Origin of the sequence: Ferrovibrio terrae (assembly GCF_943372915.1) — a bacterium.
GTDB lineage: Bacteria > Pseudomonadota > Alphaproteobacteria > Ferrovibrionales > Ferrovibrionaceae > Ferrovibrio > Ferrovibrio terrae_A.
Map to the genome: position 1 here is coordinate 42601 of NZ_CALSAN010000004.1, position 19047 is coordinate 61647.

Here is a 19047-nt window from a genome sequence, read left to right on the forward strand (position 1 = left end):
GCCGCCATCAGGCGGCCCTTTTGATTCACGCAGCAGGTCTGGATCAGACGCGCTCGATCACCATGGCAATGCCCTGGCCGACGCCGATGCACATGGTGCATAGGCCATAGCGACCACCGGTGCGCTCCAGATGATTCAGCGCCGTGGTGATCAGGCGTGCACCGCTCATGCCCAGAGGATGGCCGATGGCGATGGCGCCGCCATTCGGGTTCACGTAGGTGGCATCGTCGGGCACGTTGAGCTGGCGCAGGACCGCCAGCGCCTGGGCGGCAAAGGCTTCGTTCAGCTCGATCACATCCATGTCGCGGATGCTGAGGCCGGCTTTGGCCAGCACTTTTTCAGTCGCCGGCACCGGGCCGATGCCCATGATGCGCGGTGGCACACCGGCGCTGGCGGTGGCAATGATGCGGCCACGCGGAGTCAGGCCATGCTTCTTGGCGGCAGCTTCGGACGCCAGGATCAGGGCCGCGGCGCCGTCATTGACGCCCGAGGCATTGCCCGCCGTGACCGTGCCGCCCTGGCGGAACGGCGTCGGCAGTTTGGCCAGGGCTTCCAGTGTCGTATCGCGCGGATGCTCGTCGCGGTCGACCACCACCGGATCGCCCTTGCGGCTCGGGATGGTGACCGAGGTGATCTCGGCCTCGAACAGGCCGAGCTTGATGGCGTTCAGCGCCTTCTGCTGGCTGCGCAGGGCAAAGGCATCCTGGTCGGCGCGGCTGATCTGGTACTGCTCGGCCACATTCTCTGCCGTTTCTGGCATGGAATCGACGCCATGCTTCTGCTTCATCAGCTTGTTGACGAAACGCCAGCCGATGGTGGTGTCATGGATTTCAGCCGTGCGCGAAAAGGCGCTTTCCGCCTTGGCCATCACGAAGGGGGCGCGGCTCATGCTTTCCACGCCACCGGTGATCACCAGATCCATCTCGCCGGTCTTGATGCCGCGCGCACCGGCGCCAGCAGCTTCCAGGCCCGAACCGCACAGGCGGTTGACAGTGGCGCCGGGAACCTTTTCCGGCAGGCCGGCCAGCAGCAGGGCCATGCGGGCGACGTTGCGGTTGTCTTCGCCGGCCTGGTTGGCGCAGCCGTAGATCACATCGTCGATCGCCTGCCAGTCGACCGTCGGATTGCGTTGCATCAGCGCCTTGATCGGTACGGCGCCGAGATCGTCGGCGCGCACACTGGACAGTGAACCGCCATAGCGGCCAACAGGCGTGCGGATGGCGTCACAGATGAATGCCTCGGTCATATGTCTCTCCCTAGGGTCTCGCGGCCGAGTGGAACAAACGCCGCCAGGGTTCAGACCGGCGGCGTGCGGGCGATGATGGCGGAGTAGAGTGCGGAGTCAACATTTCCGCCGGAACAGACAACTACCACCGTGCGGTTAGCGCACGGAACCTTGCCGTTCAGCACCGATGCCAGGGCTGCCGCGCCGCCGGGCTCGACCACCAGTTTGAAATAGTTGAACGCGGTTGCCATGGCCGTTTCGACTTCGGCATCGGTGGCGGAAACCGCGCCCTTCAGATTGGCGCTCATCACGCCAAAGGTGATGTCGCCCGGATGCGGCGCCATCAGGGCATCGCAGAAGGTGTTGCCCTTGCCGGCATGGCTGGTGATCTTGCCCGCCTTGAACGAAAGGTCGATATCGTCGAACTGGTCCGGTTCGGCGCAATACACATCCGTTGCCGGCAGACGATCCTTGATCGCCAGCGCGACACCCGAGATCAGGCCGCCGCCGGAGGCCGGTGCCAGCACCGCATCGGGCTTGATATCGCGCTCGGCACATTGTGCGGCGATCTCCAGGCCGATGGTGCCCTGGCCGCAGATGATATGCGGGTCGTTGAACGGCGGCACCAGGATCATGCCGCGCTCGTCGGAATACCGCCGGCCGATGGCTTCACGATCTTCCTTATGACGATCGTAGAGCACCACTTCGGCGCCATAGGCGCGGGTATTGCTGATCTTGATTTTGGGGGCGTCGCTCGGCATCACGATCACAGCCGGCGTACCACAGAGCTTGGCGGCCCAGGCACAGGCCTGCGCATGATTGCCGGATGAGAAGGCGACGATGCCGCGCTTGCGTTCCTCGGCGTTCAGACGGCTGATCCGGTTATAGGCGCCGCGGAACTTGAACGATCCGCTCACCTGCAGAGGCTCGGCCTTGATCAGCAGCCGGCCGCCCAGGCGCTCATTCAGAAATTGGCTTTCCAGCAAAGGGGTGCGGACGGCGATACCGCGCAACTGGCGTGCGGCATCTTCTACGTCACTGACGGTGGGCAGGACTGGCAGTTTGGCAGGCGCGTTCATCGGTGGCTCTCTGTTGCTGTAGAGGGAGGCCGCCGGACCCCGATAACCCGGCAGCAGACCGCTGGATTATAGCATGCAGGCTGCAGGGTTACAGGTCTGCAAGGAAGGCGTCGATGGCGGTTTCGGCGACCGGTTCATCCAGCATGGGCACATGGCCGACATCGGGCACAGTCACGGCAATCATGCCGGCATGTTCGCGTTTCATGCGCACGAAAGTATCGGCGGTCAGGATATCGGATAGTGCACCGCGCAAAGCCAGGAGAGGCAGTGGCCGCAAGCTGCGGAATAGGGGCCAGAGATCGGGCAGCGGCTGCCTCGCCTGCGCCTTGAGCGCGGCGGCGATGTGCGGGTCGTAATCCAGCTTCAGCCCGCCACTGGCCTTGTCCTCGGTGAAGGTGCCGCGCGCGATCCGCTGCCATCCGGCGGTATCGAGTTTGGGGTAGGCGCCGATATAGTTCTGCTGCAGATGCGCGATGGCATCATTCCAGGACGGTGGGCGCAGTTCATGGCCGACATAGCCGGCAATGCGCTGGCGACCGTCTTCTTTCACATCGGGGCCGATGTCATTGACAATCGCCGCTGCCATCAATGTCGGCACGGCAGCGGCCAGCGCCATGGTCAGGATGCCACCCAGCGACGTGCCCATGACAATAACACGCGCCACATGCGTCACGGCCAGCAGATGCTGAATGTCATTGAGATAGACAGTGGGCTCGTAATGCATCGGATCGGGATCGTAGGCCGAGCGACCGCGACCGCGGTAATCCAGACAGATCACACGCCGTATGGCTGCGTGGCGTGTCGCGAATTCGTGGAAGTCGTTGGAATTCCGCGTCAGCCCGGTCAGACACAGCAATGGGGTGCGACTTGCCAGGCGGTCCCCATAGTCGCGGTAATAGAGCCGCAGGCCATCATGGCTGTGGAATGTGTGTTCACTGAAACCCGGATCGCTCATACCGCCACCCCCAGAACGGCCGGTACATCGCTCAGATTGTGCAGAACCACATCAGGCGGATTGGGCAGGCGTTCGGCGGGCTGGTCGCTGCGGTTGATCCAGATGGCGAAGAACCCGGCGCGTTTGCCGGCGTGAATATCCCAGCCATTGCTGCTGTGAAAGGCTATGGCCGGGGCGGGCAGGACCAGCCGTTCCATCGCCAGCCGGTAGATCCGCGGATCGGGCTTGTAGATTCCGACCTCCTCTACCGAAATCAGATGGTCGATCAGATCGGCAATTCCGGCCGAACGGCAGGCAGCTTCCAGCATGGCCGGGGCCCCGTTCGACAGGATACCGGTCACCAGCCCGGCTGTTTTGAGCTGGCGCAGCATCGCGGGCACTTCAGGGTAACAGGCCAGGTTGAAATACAGGTCGAGCAGGCGTTGCCGCATGTCAGGGCGGCTTAAGCCATGCGCGTCGAGCGCATAATCCAGCGCATCGGCCGTCACTTGCCAGAAATCGACATGCGCCCCCATCAGGCTGCGCAGCCACGAATAGTTCAGTTGCTTGGCCCGCCACGTGTCGGCCAGGGGTTGCCACTGCGGCCCGATGTCGGTGGCCAGTGCACGCGCTGCTGCGCTGACATCAAACAGCGTGCCGTAGGCATCAAACAGGCAGGCTTTGATCCCCAGCGGTGCTGTCATGGATCAGCAGGGCGCCGTGCTGCAGGCCTGCCGCGGCAGGCCGCGCATATCGGTATACATCCGGTCGATGCTGCCGGGCTGGCTATGCAGCAGGGTGCGGTAAATCTGCACGCCTTCCAGCACGCGCTGCACGTAGTTGCGGGTTTCCGTGAAGGGGATCAATTCGATCCAGTCGATCACATCGACATTGGGTTGGCGCGGATCGCCCCAGTCCTTGATCCAGCGGCGCACGCGGCCTTCGCCAGCGTTATAGCCAGCCAGCGCCAGAACATAATTGTTGTCCCAGTTCTGCAGCAGGCCCTTCAGGTAAAACGAGCCGAGGCGGACATTGTAGGAGGCGTTCTGCGTCAGCTGGCCCTGGTCGAAGTTGAGTTTCAGATCCTTGGCAACGCCTTTGGCCGTCGCCGGCATCAGCTGCATCAGGCCGCGGGCGCCGACTGGCGAAACGGCGGTCTGATTGAATTCGCTTTCCTGCCGCGCGAGGGCGAGGACCAGCGCCGTTTCCGGCTCGTCCACCCGCAGCATCGGTTCGACCAGCGGATAAGCCTCCTGCACCAGGATCACGCCCTGCCGAGCCGAGCGTTTGCTGGAGGCGACGGCAAGATCGACACGGCGCAGGTTGCGCGCCAGCTGCGCCACCAGCTTATGCTCTTCCGGCGTATTGGCTGTATTCACCAGCCGCATGATGAAGGGCCGCAGCCGCTCTTCCATGTCCAGTTCGACCAGGATCTGCGCGGCCCGCACCACTTCACGGCGCTGGAAATGCTTCACGGCATCCGGTGACGGCTGGATCGCATCGGGCAGGTCGAGTGGGCTTTTTGAGTCCAGCTCATGGGCGGCGAGCTGGCCGTAGAAGGTGGTGCCATGCCGGGCGGCCTGGCTGTACCAGTGCCGTGCCTGCTCGGCGTCACCCAATGCCTTATGGGTGCGGCCGAGCCAGTAGGCGGCCCGCGACAGGCTGACCGGGAAGCGCACGGCATCCTGCAGCGCGGTGAAATGCTTGAGGGCTGCCTTCGGCTCCTGCAGCAGGCGCAACGCGATCCAGCCGGCCAGCCATTCGGCATCGGCCATTGCCGCGCCGCCCTTCACACCATGGCCGGCGGCCAGGCGATAGGCTTCCGAAATGCGGCCTTCGGCCATTGCCTTGCGGGCGCGGAAATGTCGCTCGACCCACCATTTCTCCGCGCGGCCCAGGTCATCGGGTGCGTTGTAGAGCAGGGCTTCGACCACATCATCCATACCGCGTTTGCGCTGCCAGCGCAGGCGGTCGTAATTCAGACCACCATCGTCGCGCAGATGCGTTGGCAGGCCCGCAACTAGTTTCTCGGCGCCGGCGACATTGTTGGCCAGCGCAATCCGGGTTTCGGCCAGTTGACGGGCATCGGCATCCAGACGCGGCAGCATGCGGCGGGCAGCTTCGATATTGCCATCCCACAGCAGGCGATCGGTGCGCGCGGCGTGGTCGGCTGCGGTGAAGCGATGACCGAATTCCGCCCAGAGGACTTTTTCATCGCGCAGGGCCAGATTGCCGTCTACCCAGGCGCGGCGCATGACCGGAAAGGCGTCTTTTTCGCGACCGAGCCTTAGCAGTGTTTCGCCCAGACGCAGCAGGCCGAGGCCAGTCTCCGGCGGATGGGCATCGAACCAGGCGATGATGCGGCCGTCGCCGGTCGAGCCGTCGATGGCTTCCTCGGCGCGGCGCAACAGGGCCTCGCGGGCCGGCCAGTCGGGCTTGGTCTCGATGAAGGTGGTGATCTCGTCAAAACTGGCGCCGCTGTTGGCCGACTGCAGCCACAGCCATCGGGTCAACTGGGCGATCATCGGCTCTCGTGCCGTGGCGGCGATGCGCCGGGCAGCGTCGAACCGGTAGGCGGCGGCCTCCTGCAGGGCCTTGCGGCCGATCTCGCGGTCGCTGGCACTAAGGATTTCATGCTGGGCCGGCAGCTTGGTCTGCTCCGGCTTGGCGGGCGGGGTGCCGCGCCGGGGCTTGGCGGAGGGCACAGGGACGTCCGCCGAGGTCGAGGCCAGTTCGGCCACGGGCTTTGTCTCGGGCAGCGGCTGGCGCGCCAGGGCCGGAACACTCCAGGCGAGCACAAGCCCGGCCGTCAGGGCCATGGTCAGGCCCCGTTTCCAGGCGGCAGAGTGACAATTGATACAATCCAGCAGCACGGCGAATCTTTCGCAATTCCAGATAGATGATAGCAGTCTGCAGGCCCGTGCAAAAGCACGGCTTGCCCTTGATGGGGGCAGCCGGCGCGGGTAAGGTCGCGGCACATCTATCTGGTAACGCGCAAAGGTAAAGGAACTACCATGTTCAAGGGCTCGTTCGTCGCACTCATCACCCCGTTCAAGAAGGGGCAAGTGGACGAGAAAGCATTCGGCGACTTCGTCGAATGGCAGATTGCCCAGGGCACGCACGGCCTGGTGCCGGTTGGCACCACCGGCGAATCCCCGACGCTCAGTCATGACGAACACAAGCGCGTGGTCGAAATCTGCATCGAGGCGGCGCACGGCCGCGTTCCGGTGATGGCCGGCACCGGCTCGAACTCGACCGATGAAGCGATCGAGCTGACCTTGCATGCCCAGGAAGCCGGCGCCGATGCCGCCCTGATCGTGACGCCCTATTACAACAAGCCGACCCAGGCCGGCCTGTTCGCCCATTACAAGGCGATCCACGACGCCACCAAGATTCCGATTTTCATCTACAACATTCCGCCGCGCTGCGTGATCGACATGTCGGTCGAGACCATGGCGGCGCTGTCCAAGCTGCCGCGCATCCGCGGTGTGAAGGATGCCACCGGCAATATCGAGCGTCCGCTGAAGCAGCGCATCGCCTCGGGCGCAAAATTCTGCCAGCTGGATGGTGACGACACCACCGCACTGGCCTTCAACGCCCATGGCGGCACCGGCTGCATTTCGGTGACCGGCAACATCGCGCCGAAGCTGGTGTCGCAGATGCAGGAAGCCAGCCTCGCCGGCGATCATGCCAAGGCGCTGGCGATCCAGGAAAAGCTGATGCCGCTGCACAGCGCGCTGTTCGCCGAGACCAGCCCCGGTCCGGTGAAGTATGCCGCCGCCATGCTGGGCATCTGCTCTGATGAGGTGCGTCTGCCGCTGGTGAAGCCGGGCAAGGCGACCACGGATCGCGTCAAGGTGCTGGTCAAGCAGCTTGGCCTGACCGGACCGAAGGCCAAGGGCGGCAAGTCGGCGTCCAAGGCCAAGGCCGGCAAGAAAAAGAAGAAGTAAGGCCCACATGGCTCAGCAACCGCGCACGGTGGCCGAAAACCGCCGGGCGCGTTACGACTATCATCTGGACGAGACCTTTGATGCCGGTGTGGCATTGGTCGGTTCGGAGGTGAAGAGCCTGCGCGACGGTCGCGCCAGCATCCAGGACGCCTATGCGGCGGAGCAGGGCGGCGAGATCTGGCTGATCAACTCGCATATCCCGGAATACCACGGCGCCAACCGCTTCAATCATGAGCCGCGCCGGCAGCGCAAGTTGCTGCTCAAGCATCGCGAGATCGACAAGATGATCGGCGCGCTGAAGCGTGGCGGCGTGACTTTGGTGCCGCTGACCATATATTTCAATGAGCGTGGCCGGGCCAAGGTGAAGCTGGCGCTGGCGCGCGGCAAGAAGCTGCATGACAAGCGCGCGACTGAAAAGGAACGCGACTGGAAGCGCGAGCAGCACCGGCTGCTGAAGACCAAGGACTAGGTTTGCGGCCAGACCAGACGGAGGCGAGGCGATGAGCGACGAGTACAAACCCGGGCTGCTCGGCCAGATCAAGGACAAGCTGATCGCCTCCAAGCAGCAATGGGCCAAAGACGGCCGGCTGCTGACCGGTGAAACCTCATCCCCCGACAAGCGCCGCCTGCCGCCCGGCCAGCGCCTGACCCGCGACTGGCCGGTGCTCGACCTTGGCGTGCAGCCCAATATTCTGCTCGACCGCTGGCAGCTGACCGCCGGCGGCCTGGTGGAGAAGCCGGTCAAGCTCGACTGGAACGACTTCCTCGACCTGCCGCAGAGCGACAGTGTTTCCGATATCCATTGCGTCACTGCCTGGTCGCGTTACGACAACCGCTGGTCCGGCGTGCTGGCGCGCGATTTCCTCAAGCTGGTGAAGCCGCGGCCCGAGGTGAAACATGTCGTGTTTCAGTCCTATGACGGCTACGCCACCAACGTGACGCTGGAGATGTTTGCGGCCTCCGACGTGCTGCTGGCCCATTCCTGGGAGGGATCGCCGCTGACCCGCGAGCATGGCGGGCCGGTGCGGATCGTCATGCCGCAATTCTATTTCTGGAAATCGGCGAAGTGGGTTAAGCATATCGCGTTTTTGGATCGCGATGCGCCGGGCTACTGGGAAGTGCGCGGCTATCACAATACCGGCGATCCGTGGAAGGAAGACCGTTACGGCTGAGCCTGCTCGGACTGAGTCAGTTCAGGAGGCGGGCGTGGAGTCGGGGGACGCATGGACCAGCAGCGTGGATTGATTTACGGCCAGCATCCTGGCCTGCGCTTCGCCCTTATCATGGACGGCTCTGGCGGTGCGCGTGAGGTCGGCTGGGATGAGGTGCGCCACTGGCGGCCGGCCCAGGGCGTGATCTGGGTGCATCTGGAACGCGACGACCCGACGGCTGCCAAATGGCTGCGCGAGGAAAGCGGTCTCGACATGGTGGTCTGCGATGCGCTGCTGGCCGAAGAGTCGCGCCCGCGCATCCAGGAAATGGCCTCTGGCCTGATCGCGGTGCTACGCGGGGTCAATCGCGATCCGCATGAAAACACGCTCGACCTGGTGCCGATCCATCTCTGGGCCGACGAAACGCGCATGATCTCGCTGCGCGACAAGGATCACTACCTGCATGCCCTGCGCGACATTCGCGAAGAACTGGGCGAGGGGCAGGGGCCGCTGCATGTCGGCCACCTGTTGACCAAGATCGCCCGGCGGGTCTTCAAGTATATCGAGCCGATCCTTGAGCAGCTGGAAGACGAGGTCGACACCTTCGATCACCAGATCGAGGAATGCGATGTGCGCGAGGCGCGGGGCGAATTAAGCGACATGCGCCGGCGGGTGATCGCGCTGCGCCGCTATATGGCGCCGCAGCGCGAAGCCATGTTCCGCCTGCAGGGCGCCGGGGCGAGCTGGATCATGCCGCGTGATCGCCAGCGCCTGCGCGAACTGACCGACAAGGTGTTGCGCAGCGTGGAAACGCTGGATTCCCTGCGCGACCGCCTGACCATCCTGCACGAAGACCTGACCACATTGATGAGCGAGCAGATCGCGCAGACCACCAACCGCCTGACAGCGCTGACCGCGGTTCTGCTGCCGCCCAGCCTGATTGCCGGCCTGCTTGGCGTGAATGTCGCCGGCATTCCGTTTGCCGATCAACCCTGGGCATTCGGCGCTGTCTGTGCCACCACGATTGGCTTGCTGATCGCCGAGGTGTGGCTGCTGCGCAAGATGAAGTGGTTCTGATCATCGCCTGACCCCGGCACGGATCAGTGGATGCGCCAGGCCCTCGGCAATCAGGTCATGCGGGTGCACGCGGCCGAAATGCGCGTTGGGTGACCAGGTGTCCAGCGTCGGATCATAGTCGAACCACGGCGCCAGCCCGACCACCAGATGACAACGCGACTGTGCTGTCATCGCCGTAGAGAAAACCCGGTGCGGCATGTTGGTGTCCCACGACCAGGCAAAGCCATGGCGCAGGTGATGGCGCTGCGCCGTCGCCGAGCCGGGTTCAGGTGTGCTTAGGACTGTTTCGATCTCAAGCAGATATTCCGGCGCGGTCCAGACCGGAATGTTGATGCGCAGATTGTGGAAGATGCTTTCGTCGCGATGCCAGCCGTAGCTGGCTTTCATGGCTTCCGGATTGTTGCCGGGAATCACGCTGAGGCGTGATCGGATCACCGGCAGGGTGAAGCCGCGCATCAGGTCGCCTAGCGCGCCATGTTGTGCCGCCGGCGTCAGGGCGCGGAAACCGTAGCTGTCATAGTAGTCGCCCTTCAGCTTTGGCATCTGCGCCTGGGTCCTGGCAGTGGCATAGAAGTATTCGCCATTGCGCAGATGCGCCGAGCCCAGCGTGGCGGCATGCGGATCGCCGGGGATATCCGGGTTAAAGGTCAACGACAGTGAGCCATAAGCGGGCCCCACCACATCGTCTGCCGTATTGCGGAAGCCACGCAGGCGGTGGGTGCCGACCACCGCGCGGCAGGCCTGTTCCAGCGCGGCCAGGTCGATGGCCAGATCGTAGCGCTGCAGCACCGAGCGATGCTCCAGGAACGGCTGCATGGCGGCGTCCAGGCCAAAGGCGCGGTTGAGATGGCTGAATACGGTTTCAGTGTCTGGAATGGAGGAATTCTTGATTTGTTCCATAACGGAATACCTGAATAAGTGATTGAAATATATGAATATGAATGAGCATTTTACCACTCCGCCTCAGTGTTGCCAATATGTTCTTAAAAAGATGGGCGCCTTATGGCGCCCAGGTCATCTCCGGATCGAGCGGATAGATCGGCCGCGGCACCTGTCGCCAGGGCACGTTCTGCAGCACCGGCGTGGTCAGGCCGGGCACATCGACCTCGATGATGCGGTCATCGGGGAAGAAGATGTCGAAGCCGGCGCGGAAATGCCCACGCGACTTCACCACCAGGCAGCGCAGCTTGGCAATGTCGACTCCAAAGGTCTCGAAGAACATCGGATCGAGCGCCTGATGGCGATGGGTCATCACCACCACCTGGATGCCACCAACCTGCACCAGAGCCGCCGGCCCCATATCCAGCGTGCGGCCGGCCGCCATGCCGCGTCGGCCGACAAACAGACCGTCACTCAGTGCCACCACTTTGCCCTCTGCCGTGAAAGGATCGGAGAAGGTGGTGGTTTCATCGCGATTGAAGCGGGCCACGAATGTGGCACCTACGCCCAACCTATGTGCTTCCGCTGCCAGCGGCGGATCGAATACCGGCCCGATGGCGCAGCCGGTGACGCCGGCCTTGTGGAAGGCGGCCAGGATAAAGCTGGTATTGCCGCGTCCACCACCGCCCGGGTTATCGGCGACATCGGCAAACAGCAGGGATGGCTTGCCGGGATCGCGGCTGCAGGCCAGTGCCATCTCGGTGCAGCGCTCCAGGCTCGTAAGGTGTGTGATAAAGCGCTGGCGCTGGCTCCAGGCGTAAGCGGCGACATCGCGGGCCACGGTATCGGCCTGCTTTTTGTCGGTTGCAGTCACGATCACTGACATGCCGTTCTTCGGTGTATCGCCCAGTGAAAAGCCCGATGACACCGAGACATCGATCACGCCATTCCCAACCTGCTTCTGGCCATAGGCGATCACATCCGCATAGGGCCCGGATTTGGTATTCTGGCTGGTCGAGGGCGGAATGAAGGGCAGCTTTACGAAGGCGGCATGCGGCTTCATGCCGCCCAGCATGGCCTTCAGATGGCGGGCGCAATCGGCGCCGCGCTCAGGCATGTCCGTATGCGGGTTCTCGCGATAGGCCACCAGGATATCGGCGAGGTCCACCATCGCCGGGCTGACATTGGCATGCAGGTCCAGCGTCGCAACCACCGGAACATCCGGCCCGACAATCTCGCGCACGGCGCGGAACACCGTGCCATCGGGATCGATATCCACAGTCGCTGTAGCAGCGCCGTGCTGCGACAGGAAAACGGCGTCGACCGGACCGGCGGCACGCAGCAACTGGCGCATGCGTTCGACCACTTCATCGAAGAAGGGCTGGTCCACCGGACCTGACGCGCCCACGGCGGCCATCACCAGCGGCACCGGCTGCCACTCAGCAATCCGGTCCATTTCAGCGGTAAAGCCGGTTAATGTCGTCGGGCTGCGTGGATTGGCGCTGGCGAGGTCGGCCAGCAGGGCATCACCTTCCAGATGGACGCTTGCGGCGAACTCCTCGCGCGTCGAAACCGGGGCATGACCGTTGCTCTCCAGCATGAAGCCACCAATGGCGATGCGATACCTGCGCGGCATGGTTCTATGTCACCCTATCTGATTGACACTGAAAGCGAAGGCGATTGTTATAGGTCCGACGCGAGACCAAAAACCAGAAGGAAAAACGGAATGCTTCCAGTTTCCCGCCGCCTGTTCATGGGTGGAACGCTTGCGACTCTGGCGGCAGCCGGCATTGGATCGAATGCCTTCGCCCAGGGTGGCCCCACGCTGGTGATCGGCACCAAGCTCGAACTCAACACGCTCGATCCGCATTTCTTCAACGGTTTCCCGCAGGGCTCGTCGCACAGCGTGATCTTCGATGCGCTGCTGGCACTGGACAGCGAATTGCGGTTGATACCCGGCCTCGCCACCGCCTGGCGCAATATCGACCCGCTGACCTGGGAATTCGACCTGCGGCAGAACGTGAAATTCCACGATGGCTCGGCTTTCACTGCCGATGACGTGATCGCCACGCTGGAACGCGTGCCGAAGGTGCCGAACAGCCCGAATCCGTTCACGCAGTTCAGCCGTTCGATCATTGGCAGCGAGAAGCTGGGCGACCACAAGATCCGCTTCAAGACGGCAACGCCGACGCCGACCCTGGCATCCGATCTGGCGCGCGTCTTCATCATTTCCAAGAAGCATGTCGCCGCCAGCACGGCCGATTTCAACAACGGTGCTGCGGGCGCAGCTATCGGCACCGGCCCCTACAAGGTGGCGGAATGGGTGAACGGTCAGCAACTGGTGCTGACTCGCAATGATGCATACTGGGGCGCAAAGCAGCCTTGGGCGAAGGTGACTGAACGCGTCATCAAGGGCGATGCCGGGCGTATCGCCGCCCTGCTGTCGGGTGACGTGGATGCCATCGACGAGGTGCCGACCCTCGATATTCCGCGCATCAAGCAGGACAAGCGGTTCACCGTCACCAGCGGCACGTCGGCCACAGTCCAGTATATCGCCATGGATGCCGCGCGCGATGTCAGCCCCTTCATTTCGGCCAAGGATGGCCAGCCGGCCCTACTGGGCAATCCGCTGAAGGACAAGCGGGTGCGCAAGGCACTGTCGCTCGCCATCAATCGCAAACTGATCGTGGACCGTATCCTGGACGGTTCGGCCGTGCCGGCCTCGCAATTCCTGCCATCACGCTTTGATGGCACCAGCGCGAAGCTGAAGGTCGATCCCTTCGATCTCGACAAGGCCAAGGCCCTGATGAAGGAAGCCGGCTATGCCAATGGCTTCAAGATCACCCTGCATGCCACCAATGACCGTTACCCCAAGGACAAGGATATCGCCCAGGCGGTCGGTCAGGCCTGGACACGACTGGGCCTGCAGGTGAGCGTCGAGGCACTGCCCGGTACGGTGTTCTTCAGCCAGGCGACCAAGCAGGAATATTCAACCTTCATGGCGCAATACGGCACTGAGGATGCGTCGATCGGCCCGCGCGCCCTGGTGCATACGCCCGGCGGCATCTATGGCACGGCCAACCGCACGCGCTTCTCCCATACCGATATCGATGCGGCGATCGAGAAGGCACAGGCGGAAATGGACCCGGTGAAACGCAAACCACTGGTGCAGGCTGCCATCGAGATTTCGATGGAAGAACAGGCGATCATTCCGATCTTCCATCCGAATGCCGAGATGGCCAGCAAGGCCAATGTCGTCATCACACCGCGGCCGGAGCGGCGCTTCAATGCGCTGATGATGAAGCCCAAGGCCTGATCCGGGTCCGATCTGGCCCCTCAGCCGGTCGCCTTCACGATCTTGTCGAACACCGCGTGAAACATCGGGGTGGTGAGGCGGCCGGTATTGGTGTTGTAGCGTGAGCAGTGATAGCTGGAGAACAGCGTCGCGCCGCTGGCCAGTCTGTGTTCGGCGCCATGGCCAAAGGGCGCCGTGGCGCGCTTGATCTTCAGCACATCCAGCACCGCGATATGGGCGATCTGGCCCAGTACCAGGATCGCCTTCAGCTCTGTCATGGCGGCGATTTCGCCGGCCAGAAAGTTTTTCATGCAGGTCTTGGTTTCGGCCGGTGTCGGCTTGTTTTCCGGCGGCACGCATTTCACCGCATTGGTGATGCGGCAGCGCACCAGTTGCAGGCCGTCATTCGGGTCGGCTTTGAACTCGCCCTTGGCGAAGCCGTATTTTATCAGCGTGCTGTAGAGCAGGTCGCCGGCATAGTCACCGGTGAACGGCCGCCCGGTGCGGTTGGCGCCCTTCACGCCGGGCGCGAGGCCGACGATCAGCAGATGCGGCTGTACATCGCCCCAGGGCGGCACCGGGCCGTTGAAGAAGTCCGGGAAAGTCGCACGGTTGGCTGTGCGGTACTCGACCAGACGCGGGCAGAGCGGGCAATCGTGGCCCGGCAGAGCGGGGGCGGGGGCAGACATCGGGGCGGACGGCTGGCCGGTTCAGCGCAGATGCTTGCGCGGGTCGGCAGTGTCGATCTCGTCGAAATCGTCCATCGCATGCGCCGGGCTGGACGGCGCCACATTGCCCGGATTCTGGTTTTGCCCGCTGCGCAGCGTGGCATGCACGCCGGCAGTGCGCGACTGGTCGCGCGAGGCCTGATCGCGCATGATCTTGGGCATCAGATCCTGCAGCTCGATGAAGGTATCGGCCTGGCGGCGCAGTTCATCGGCCACCATCGGCGGCTGAGTGCGGGTGGAACTGACCACGCTGACGCGCACGCCCTTGCGCTGCACGGCCTCGACCAGACGGCGGAAATCGCCGTCGCCGGAGAACAGCACGACATGATCGATATGCGGAGCCATTTCCATCACATCGATGGCCAGCTCGATATCCATGTTGCCTTTCACCTTCCGGCGCCCCATAGCATCGGTGTATTCCTTGGCCGGCTTGGTCACCATGGTGAAGCCGTTGTAATCCAGCCAGTCGATCAGCGGGCGCAGCGGCGAATATTCCTGATCCTCGACCAGCGCGGTGTAGTAGAAGGCGCGCACCAGATGCGACTCCTTGCGGAAGCTGTCGAGCAGGCGGCGATAGTCGATTTCAAACCCAAGGCTGCGGGCGGCGGAATACAGATTGGCGCCATCGATGAACAGCGCGACGCGCTCTTGCTGATAAAACTTCATTGCCTATTCCTTTGTTCTATGACTTTGCTGAAAACACGCTGACGCGGTATGTGAAACGTTATGCTGAAAGTGTTTAGACTCTGCGGTGCAGATGGCAAGTAGAAACCGTGTAACAAACCCTGGCGGAATTTTTATCGCGCTCGGCGCCAATCTGCCAAGCGCCGCTTATGGTAAACCGCGCGCCACACTGGAGGCGGCACTGAATCTGCTCGCGCCTGACGGTATCTCGGTCTTGCGGCGCTCTTCATGGTGGCAATCCGGTCCGCAGCCGGCGTCGACCCAGCCTGATTTCATCAACGGTGTGATCGAGGTGGAAACGGACCTGTCGCCGACCGAACTGCTGGCGCGGTTGCATGCCATCGAATCCGCCTGCGGTCGGGTTCGGCAGGACCGCTGGGAAGCACGGGTGCTGGATCTCGATCTGATCGATTATCGCGGCCAGCAGCAGGCAGGCGGGATCGTGGCGGGTGAGCCGAGTCTGCCACATCCCCGGCTGGCAGAACGGCTGTTCGTGCTGCTGCCGCTGCAGGAAATCGCGCCAGACTGGCGCCATCCGGTGACCGGAGCGGGACTGCCAGCCCTCATATCGGCAGCAGAGCCTTTAAGAATCAATAGGTTATAATGATTTTCTTGGGTCAGGAGCACGTTTTCTGCTTCAATGAGGCCCTTGCAACCGCGTCGAAACGCCCTTAAGAACGCGCTTCGCCGTTTTTTCACCTGTTTTGCCCGAGGGTAACCTATGGCCCGCGTCACCGTCGAAGATTGCGTCACCAAGATCCCGAACCGCTTCGAGCTGGTTCTGATCGCTGCCCAGCGCGCCCGCGCGATCGGCACCGGTGCGGCCCTGACGGTGGACCGTGACAATGACAAGAACCCGGTCGTGGCGCTGCGTGAAATCGCCGATGAAACGGTGGATATCGAGGGTCTGCGCCAGCGCATGATCGGCGATATGCAGGACAGCCCGGAAGTCGACGAGCCGGAAGAGGACAACATGGCCGCCCTGATGCAGTCGGGCGAGTGGGCCGGTGTCCCGCAGGACAATGAAGATCTCGCCGAAGGCATGTCGATTGACGAGGTCGATGGCGATGATGATGTCGCCGATGAGGCCGAACCGGCCCCGACCGAAGAGTAATCGGCACCTATTTAGCCTTTTTCCGCCCCCTGGGCTTGTCCCGGGCGCAAATTAGCTCAAAATAAGTCTTTAGGAACAACCGTTTGCCGGAGGGCGGAGAACGGACCAAAGACAATGCGCCCGCGTGTCATGCGTCAAGTTGAACTGCTGGAAAAGGTTCTCGCCTACGATCCCGCTGCGGACGAGGACCTGCTGAATCGCGCCTATGTGTTCTCGATGAAGGCACACGGGTCGCAGAAGCGTGCCTCGGGCGATCCGTATTTCTCACATCCCGTCGAGGTGGCCGGCATTCTTGCCGGCATGAAACTCGATGCCACCGCCATCGCCACCGGCCTGTTGCATGACACGCTGGAAGACACGGTGGCGACGCCGGAAGAGATCCAGAAGAATTTCGGTGCCGATGTGCTGCGGCTCGTCGATGGCGTCACCAAGCTGTCGCGCATCGAACTGCAATCGGATCGCACGCGGCAGGCGGAGAATTTCCGCAAGCTGCTGCTGGCGATGTCGACCGACATCCGGGTGCTGCTGGTCAAGCTGGCCGACCGGCTGCACAACATGCGTACGCTGCATTTCATCAAGGACCCTGACAAGCGCCGCCGCATCGCCAAGGAGACGATGGAAATCTATGTCCCGCTGGCCGATCGCATCGGCATGCAGGATCTGCGCGAGGAACTGGAAGATCTCGCTTTTGCCGAACTGAATGGCGATGCCCGCGCCTCGATCATCGCTCGCCTCGACCAGTTGCGCACGGAAGGCGGCAGCCTGGTCGATCGTATTGTCGACAAACTGAAGCGCACGCTGGCCGAACAGGATGTCGATGCCTGGGTCTCGGGACGCGAGAAGCGACCCTATTCGATCTGGGAGAAGATGCAGCGCAAGAACATCGCGTTCGAGCAGCTCTCCGATATCATGGCCTTCCGCGTGGTCGTGCCCGATGTGGCGGCCTGCTATCACGCGCTGGGCGTCGTACATCAGACTTGGCCCTCGGTACCTGGCCGGTTCAAGGACTATCTGTCGACACCGAAGCAGAATGGCTATCGCAGCCTGCACACCACGGTGATCGGCCCGGAGAACAAACGCGTCGAAATCCAGATCCGCACCAAGGAAATGCATACCATCGCCGATCTCGGCGTGGCCGCGCATTGGCAGTACAAGCAGAATGGCGGCAGTCATGCGCCGGCGCCGGAAGCCGAGGCGCGGCAATATCGCTGGCTGCGCGAATTGCTGGAAATCCTCGACCAGACTTCCGATCCGGAAGAATTCCTTGAGCATACCAAGCTCAACATGTTCCAGGATCAGGTCTTCTGCTTCACGCCGAAGGGCGACCTGATTGCATTGCCGCGTGATGCCACCGTGGTCGACTTTGCCTATGCGGTGCATTCCGATGTGGGCGACACCGCCGTAGGCGCGAAGGTCAATGGTCGTGTCGTGCCGCTGCGGGCGGTTCTGCGCAATGGTGATCAGGTGGAAATCCTGCGCTCCAAAGTGCCGGCGCCCAATCCGACCTGGTTGAATTTTGTCAAATCCGGTCGTGCCAAGTCCTGCATCAACCGCTTTATCCGCCAGCAGCAGCGTGGGCAGTACCAGGAACTGGGCAAGGCGATCCTGGTCAAGGCCTTCAAGGAGCATGATGCCGCCGTCACCGACAAGGTGCTGGAGCCGGTGGTCAAGGTGCTGAAGCTGAACAAGGCCGATGATGTCTATGTCGGCGTGGGCGAGGGGAACCTGACCTCGCGACAGGTGCTGAACATCGTCTTCCCCGGCCAGAAGGACGACGAGGCCGACAAGGCGCCACCACTGCCGCGTCCGCATCGCCAGTCCGACCAGGGCAAGGTCGGCGGCATTCCGATCCGCGGCCTGATTCCGGGCATGGCAATGCATTTCGCCGGCTGCTGTCACCCGCTGCCGGGCGACCGCATTGTCGGCATCGTCACCACCGGCAAGGGAGTGACCATCCATACGATCGACTGCGAGACACTGGAGCAGTTTGCCGAACAGCCCGAACGCTGGATCGATCTGGCCTGGGATCCGCCATCCGATGGCGAGAAGGCCCATGGCCATGTCGGCCGCGTCAACCTGCTGATCAACAACGAGCCCGGTGCGCTGAGTGCGGTGACCACCATCATCGCCAAGCACAAGGGCAATATCACCAACCTGAAGATCACCAATCGCACCACCGATTTCTTCGAGATGTTCGTCGATATCGAGGTGCGTGACGTGAAGCACCTGACCAACATCATCGCGGCCCTGCGCGCCACCGCTGTCATCAGCTCGGTGGAGCGCGCCCGCAGCTGAACCTTGTTTGCGTATCTGAAACACCGGGGAAGACAACGACGTGACGATGAATCGTGAAGACGTGCTGCGGCATTACCGGGAGTCCGGCGCCCTGCTGGAAGGCCATTTCCTGCTCACCTCGGGCCTGCACAGCCCGGTCTACATGCAGTCGGCCCGGGTGCTGATGTACCCCGAGCGCGCCGAGGCGCTCTGCAAGGCGCTTGCCGATATGCTGCGCGCCAAATATGGCCCCAAGCCGGTCGACCTAGTCTGCTCGCCGGCCATGGGGGGCGTGGTGGTGGGCTATGAACTGGCGCGCCAGTTGGGCGTACCCGCGATCTTCACCGAACGCGTGGATGGCAAGTTTGCCCTGCGCCGCGGTTTCGATATTCCCGCCGGCGCCCGCGTGCTGATGGCGGAAGACGTGGTCACCACCGGCAAGTCGAGCCGTGAATGTATCGAGTGCATTAAGGAGCATGGTGGCGTGACCGTTGCCGCCTCCTGTATCGTCGACCGTTCCGATGGCGAGGTCGATCTGGGCGTGCCGCTGTTCGCGCTCTGCGGCTACAAGGTGCCGTCCTACGCGGCCGATGCCCTGCCGCCGGAGCTGCAGAAGATTCCGGCCATCAAACCCGGCTCGCGTGGCCTGAAATAGGA

18 protein-coding genes are annotated in these 19047 nt (G+C 62.8%); 9 read left to right on the forward strand and 9 right to left on the reverse strand.

The annotated features are described in order from the left end of the window. Positions 1-43 precede the first annotated feature (43 nt). From pcaF to AAG821_RS04030, 5 genes are all read right to left on the reverse strand, one after another. Entirely contained in the window at positions 44-1246 is a 1203-nt protein-coding gene (pcaF, locus tag AAG821_RS04010) for a 3-oxoadipyl-CoA thiolase (protein ID WP_341915910.1), read from the reverse strand. Between the two features lie 50 nt (positions 1247-1296). Further along, positions 1297-2304: a threonine/serine dehydratase gene (locus AAG821_RS04015; RefSeq protein ID WP_341915909.1), complete on the reverse strand. Its 1008-nt coding sequence runs from the start codon at positions 2302-2304 to the stop codon at positions 1297-1299. 88 nt (positions 2305-2392) lie between these two features. Further along, positions 2393-3259 carry an alpha/beta hydrolase gene (locus AAG821_RS04020; protein WP_341915907.1) on the reverse strand — a complete coding sequence of 289 codons (867 nt, stop codon included), beginning with the start codon at positions 3257-3259 and terminating at the stop codon, positions 2393-2395. Beyond that, on the reverse strand, positions 3256-3942 hold the full coding sequence (locus tag AAG821_RS04025) for a haloacid dehalogenase type II (protein WP_341915906.1): 687 nt from the start codon (positions 3940-3942) through the stop codon (positions 3256-3258). The genes AAG821_RS04020 and AAG821_RS04025 overlap by 4 nt, the downstream gene beginning before the upstream one ends. Before the next feature lie 3 nt (positions 3943-3945). Further along, complete coding sequence (locus AAG821_RS04030) at positions 3946-6057, reverse strand: lytic transglycosylase domain-containing protein (protein WP_341915904.1); 2112 nt, start codon at positions 6055-6057, stop codon at positions 3946-3948. A gap of 195 nt (positions 6058-6252) precedes the next feature. On the opposite strand from AAG821_RS04030, the gene dapA reads away from it, so the two are divergent. Genes dapA through AAG821_RS04050 form a run of 4 tightly spaced genes read left to right on the forward strand, consistent with a single transcriptional unit; the run spans position 6253 to position 9416 of the window. Beyond that, positions 6253-7188: a 4-hydroxy-tetrahydrodipicolinate synthase gene (gene dapA / locus AAG821_RS04035; protein ID WP_341915903.1), complete on the forward strand. Its 936-nt coding sequence runs from the start codon at positions 6253-6255 to the stop codon at positions 7186-7188. A gap of 7 nt (positions 7189-7195) precedes the next feature. Further along, on the forward strand, positions 7196-7657 hold the full coding sequence (gene smpB, locus AAG821_RS04040; RefSeq protein WP_341915902.1) for an SsrA-binding protein SmpB: 462 nt from the start codon (positions 7196-7198) through the stop codon (positions 7655-7657). Positions 7658-7688: 31 nt separating this feature from the next. Continuing rightward, the gene (locus AAG821_RS04045) at positions 7689-8360 is read left to right on the forward strand and encodes a sulfite oxidase-like oxidoreductase (protein ID WP_341915901.1); all 672 of its coding nucleotides are present in this window, start codon (positions 7689-7691) and stop codon (positions 8358-8360) included. Between the two features lie 51 nt (positions 8361-8411). Continuing rightward, the gene (locus AAG821_RS04050; protein WP_341916216.1) at positions 8412-9416 is read left to right on the forward strand and encodes a zinc transporter ZntB; all 1005 of its coding nucleotides are present in this window, start codon (positions 8412-8414) and stop codon (positions 9414-9416) included. On the opposite strand, the gene AAG821_RS04055 is transcribed toward AAG821_RS04050, so the two are convergent. Then, positions 9417-10316, reverse strand: coding sequence for a hypothetical protein (locus AAG821_RS04055; protein WP_341910606.1), 900 nt, complete (start codon positions 10314-10316; stop codon positions 9417-9419). Positions 10317-10416: 100 nt separating this feature from the next. Further along, positions 10417-11931, reverse strand: coding sequence for a M81 family metallopeptidase (locus AAG821_RS04060; RefSeq protein WP_341910604.1), 1515 nt, complete (start codon positions 11929-11931; stop codon positions 10417-10419). 90 nt (positions 11932-12021) lie between these two features. Here AAG821_RS04060 and AAG821_RS04065 point away from each other — a divergent pair, with 90 nt between their 5' ends. Further along, positions 12022-13611, forward strand: a complete 1590-nt coding sequence (locus AAG821_RS04065; protein WP_341910602.1) for an ABC transporter substrate-binding protein — start codon at positions 12022-12024, stop codon at positions 13609-13611. Between the two features lie 20 nt (positions 13612-13631). Here AAG821_RS04065 and AAG821_RS04070 read toward each other — a convergent pair whose 3' ends face one another. Next, on the reverse strand, positions 13632-14279 hold the full coding sequence (locus AAG821_RS04070) for a uracil-DNA glycosylase (protein ID WP_341910600.1): 648 nt from the start codon (positions 14277-14279) through the stop codon (positions 13632-13634). Between the two features lie 21 nt (positions 14280-14300). Continuing rightward, complete coding sequence (locus AAG821_RS04075) at positions 14301-14984, reverse strand: NYN domain-containing protein (RefSeq protein ID WP_341895267.1); 684 nt, start codon at positions 14982-14984, stop codon at positions 14301-14303. Positions 14985-15075: 91 nt separating this feature from the next. Here AAG821_RS04075 and folK point away from each other — a divergent pair, with 91 nt between their 5' ends. The 4 genes from folK to pyrE all read left to right on the forward strand — a co-directional run bounded on the left by folK (position 15076) and on the right by pyrE (position 19045). After that, on the forward strand, positions 15076-15606 hold the full coding sequence (gene folK, locus AAG821_RS04080; RefSeq protein ID WP_341910617.1) for a 2-amino-4-hydroxy-6-hydroxymethyldihydropteridine diphosphokinase: 531 nt from the start codon (positions 15076-15078) through the stop codon (positions 15604-15606). A 117-nt stretch (positions 15607-15723) separates the two neighbouring features. Next, positions 15724-16116 (forward strand): DNA-directed RNA polymerase subunit omega, encoded by a 393-nt coding sequence (rpoZ, locus tag AAG821_RS04085; RefSeq protein ID WP_341910598.1) that lies wholly within the window; start codon positions 15724-15726, stop codon positions 16114-16116. A gap of 129 nt (positions 16117-16245) precedes the next feature. Further along, a complete protein-coding gene (locus tag AAG821_RS04090; RefSeq protein ID WP_341910596.1) occupies positions 16246-18411 on the forward strand; it encodes a bifunctional (p)ppGpp synthetase/guanosine-3',5'-bis(diphosphate) 3'-pyrophosphohydrolase in 2166 nt (721 codons plus the stop codon). 46 nt (positions 18412-18457) lie between these two features. Continuing rightward, positions 18458-19045 (forward strand): orotate phosphoribosyltransferase, encoded by a 588-nt coding sequence (gene pyrE / locus AAG821_RS04095; RefSeq protein ID WP_341910616.1) that lies wholly within the window; start codon positions 18458-18460, stop codon positions 19043-19045. The last annotated feature ends 2 nt before the right edge of the window (positions 19046-19047 follow it).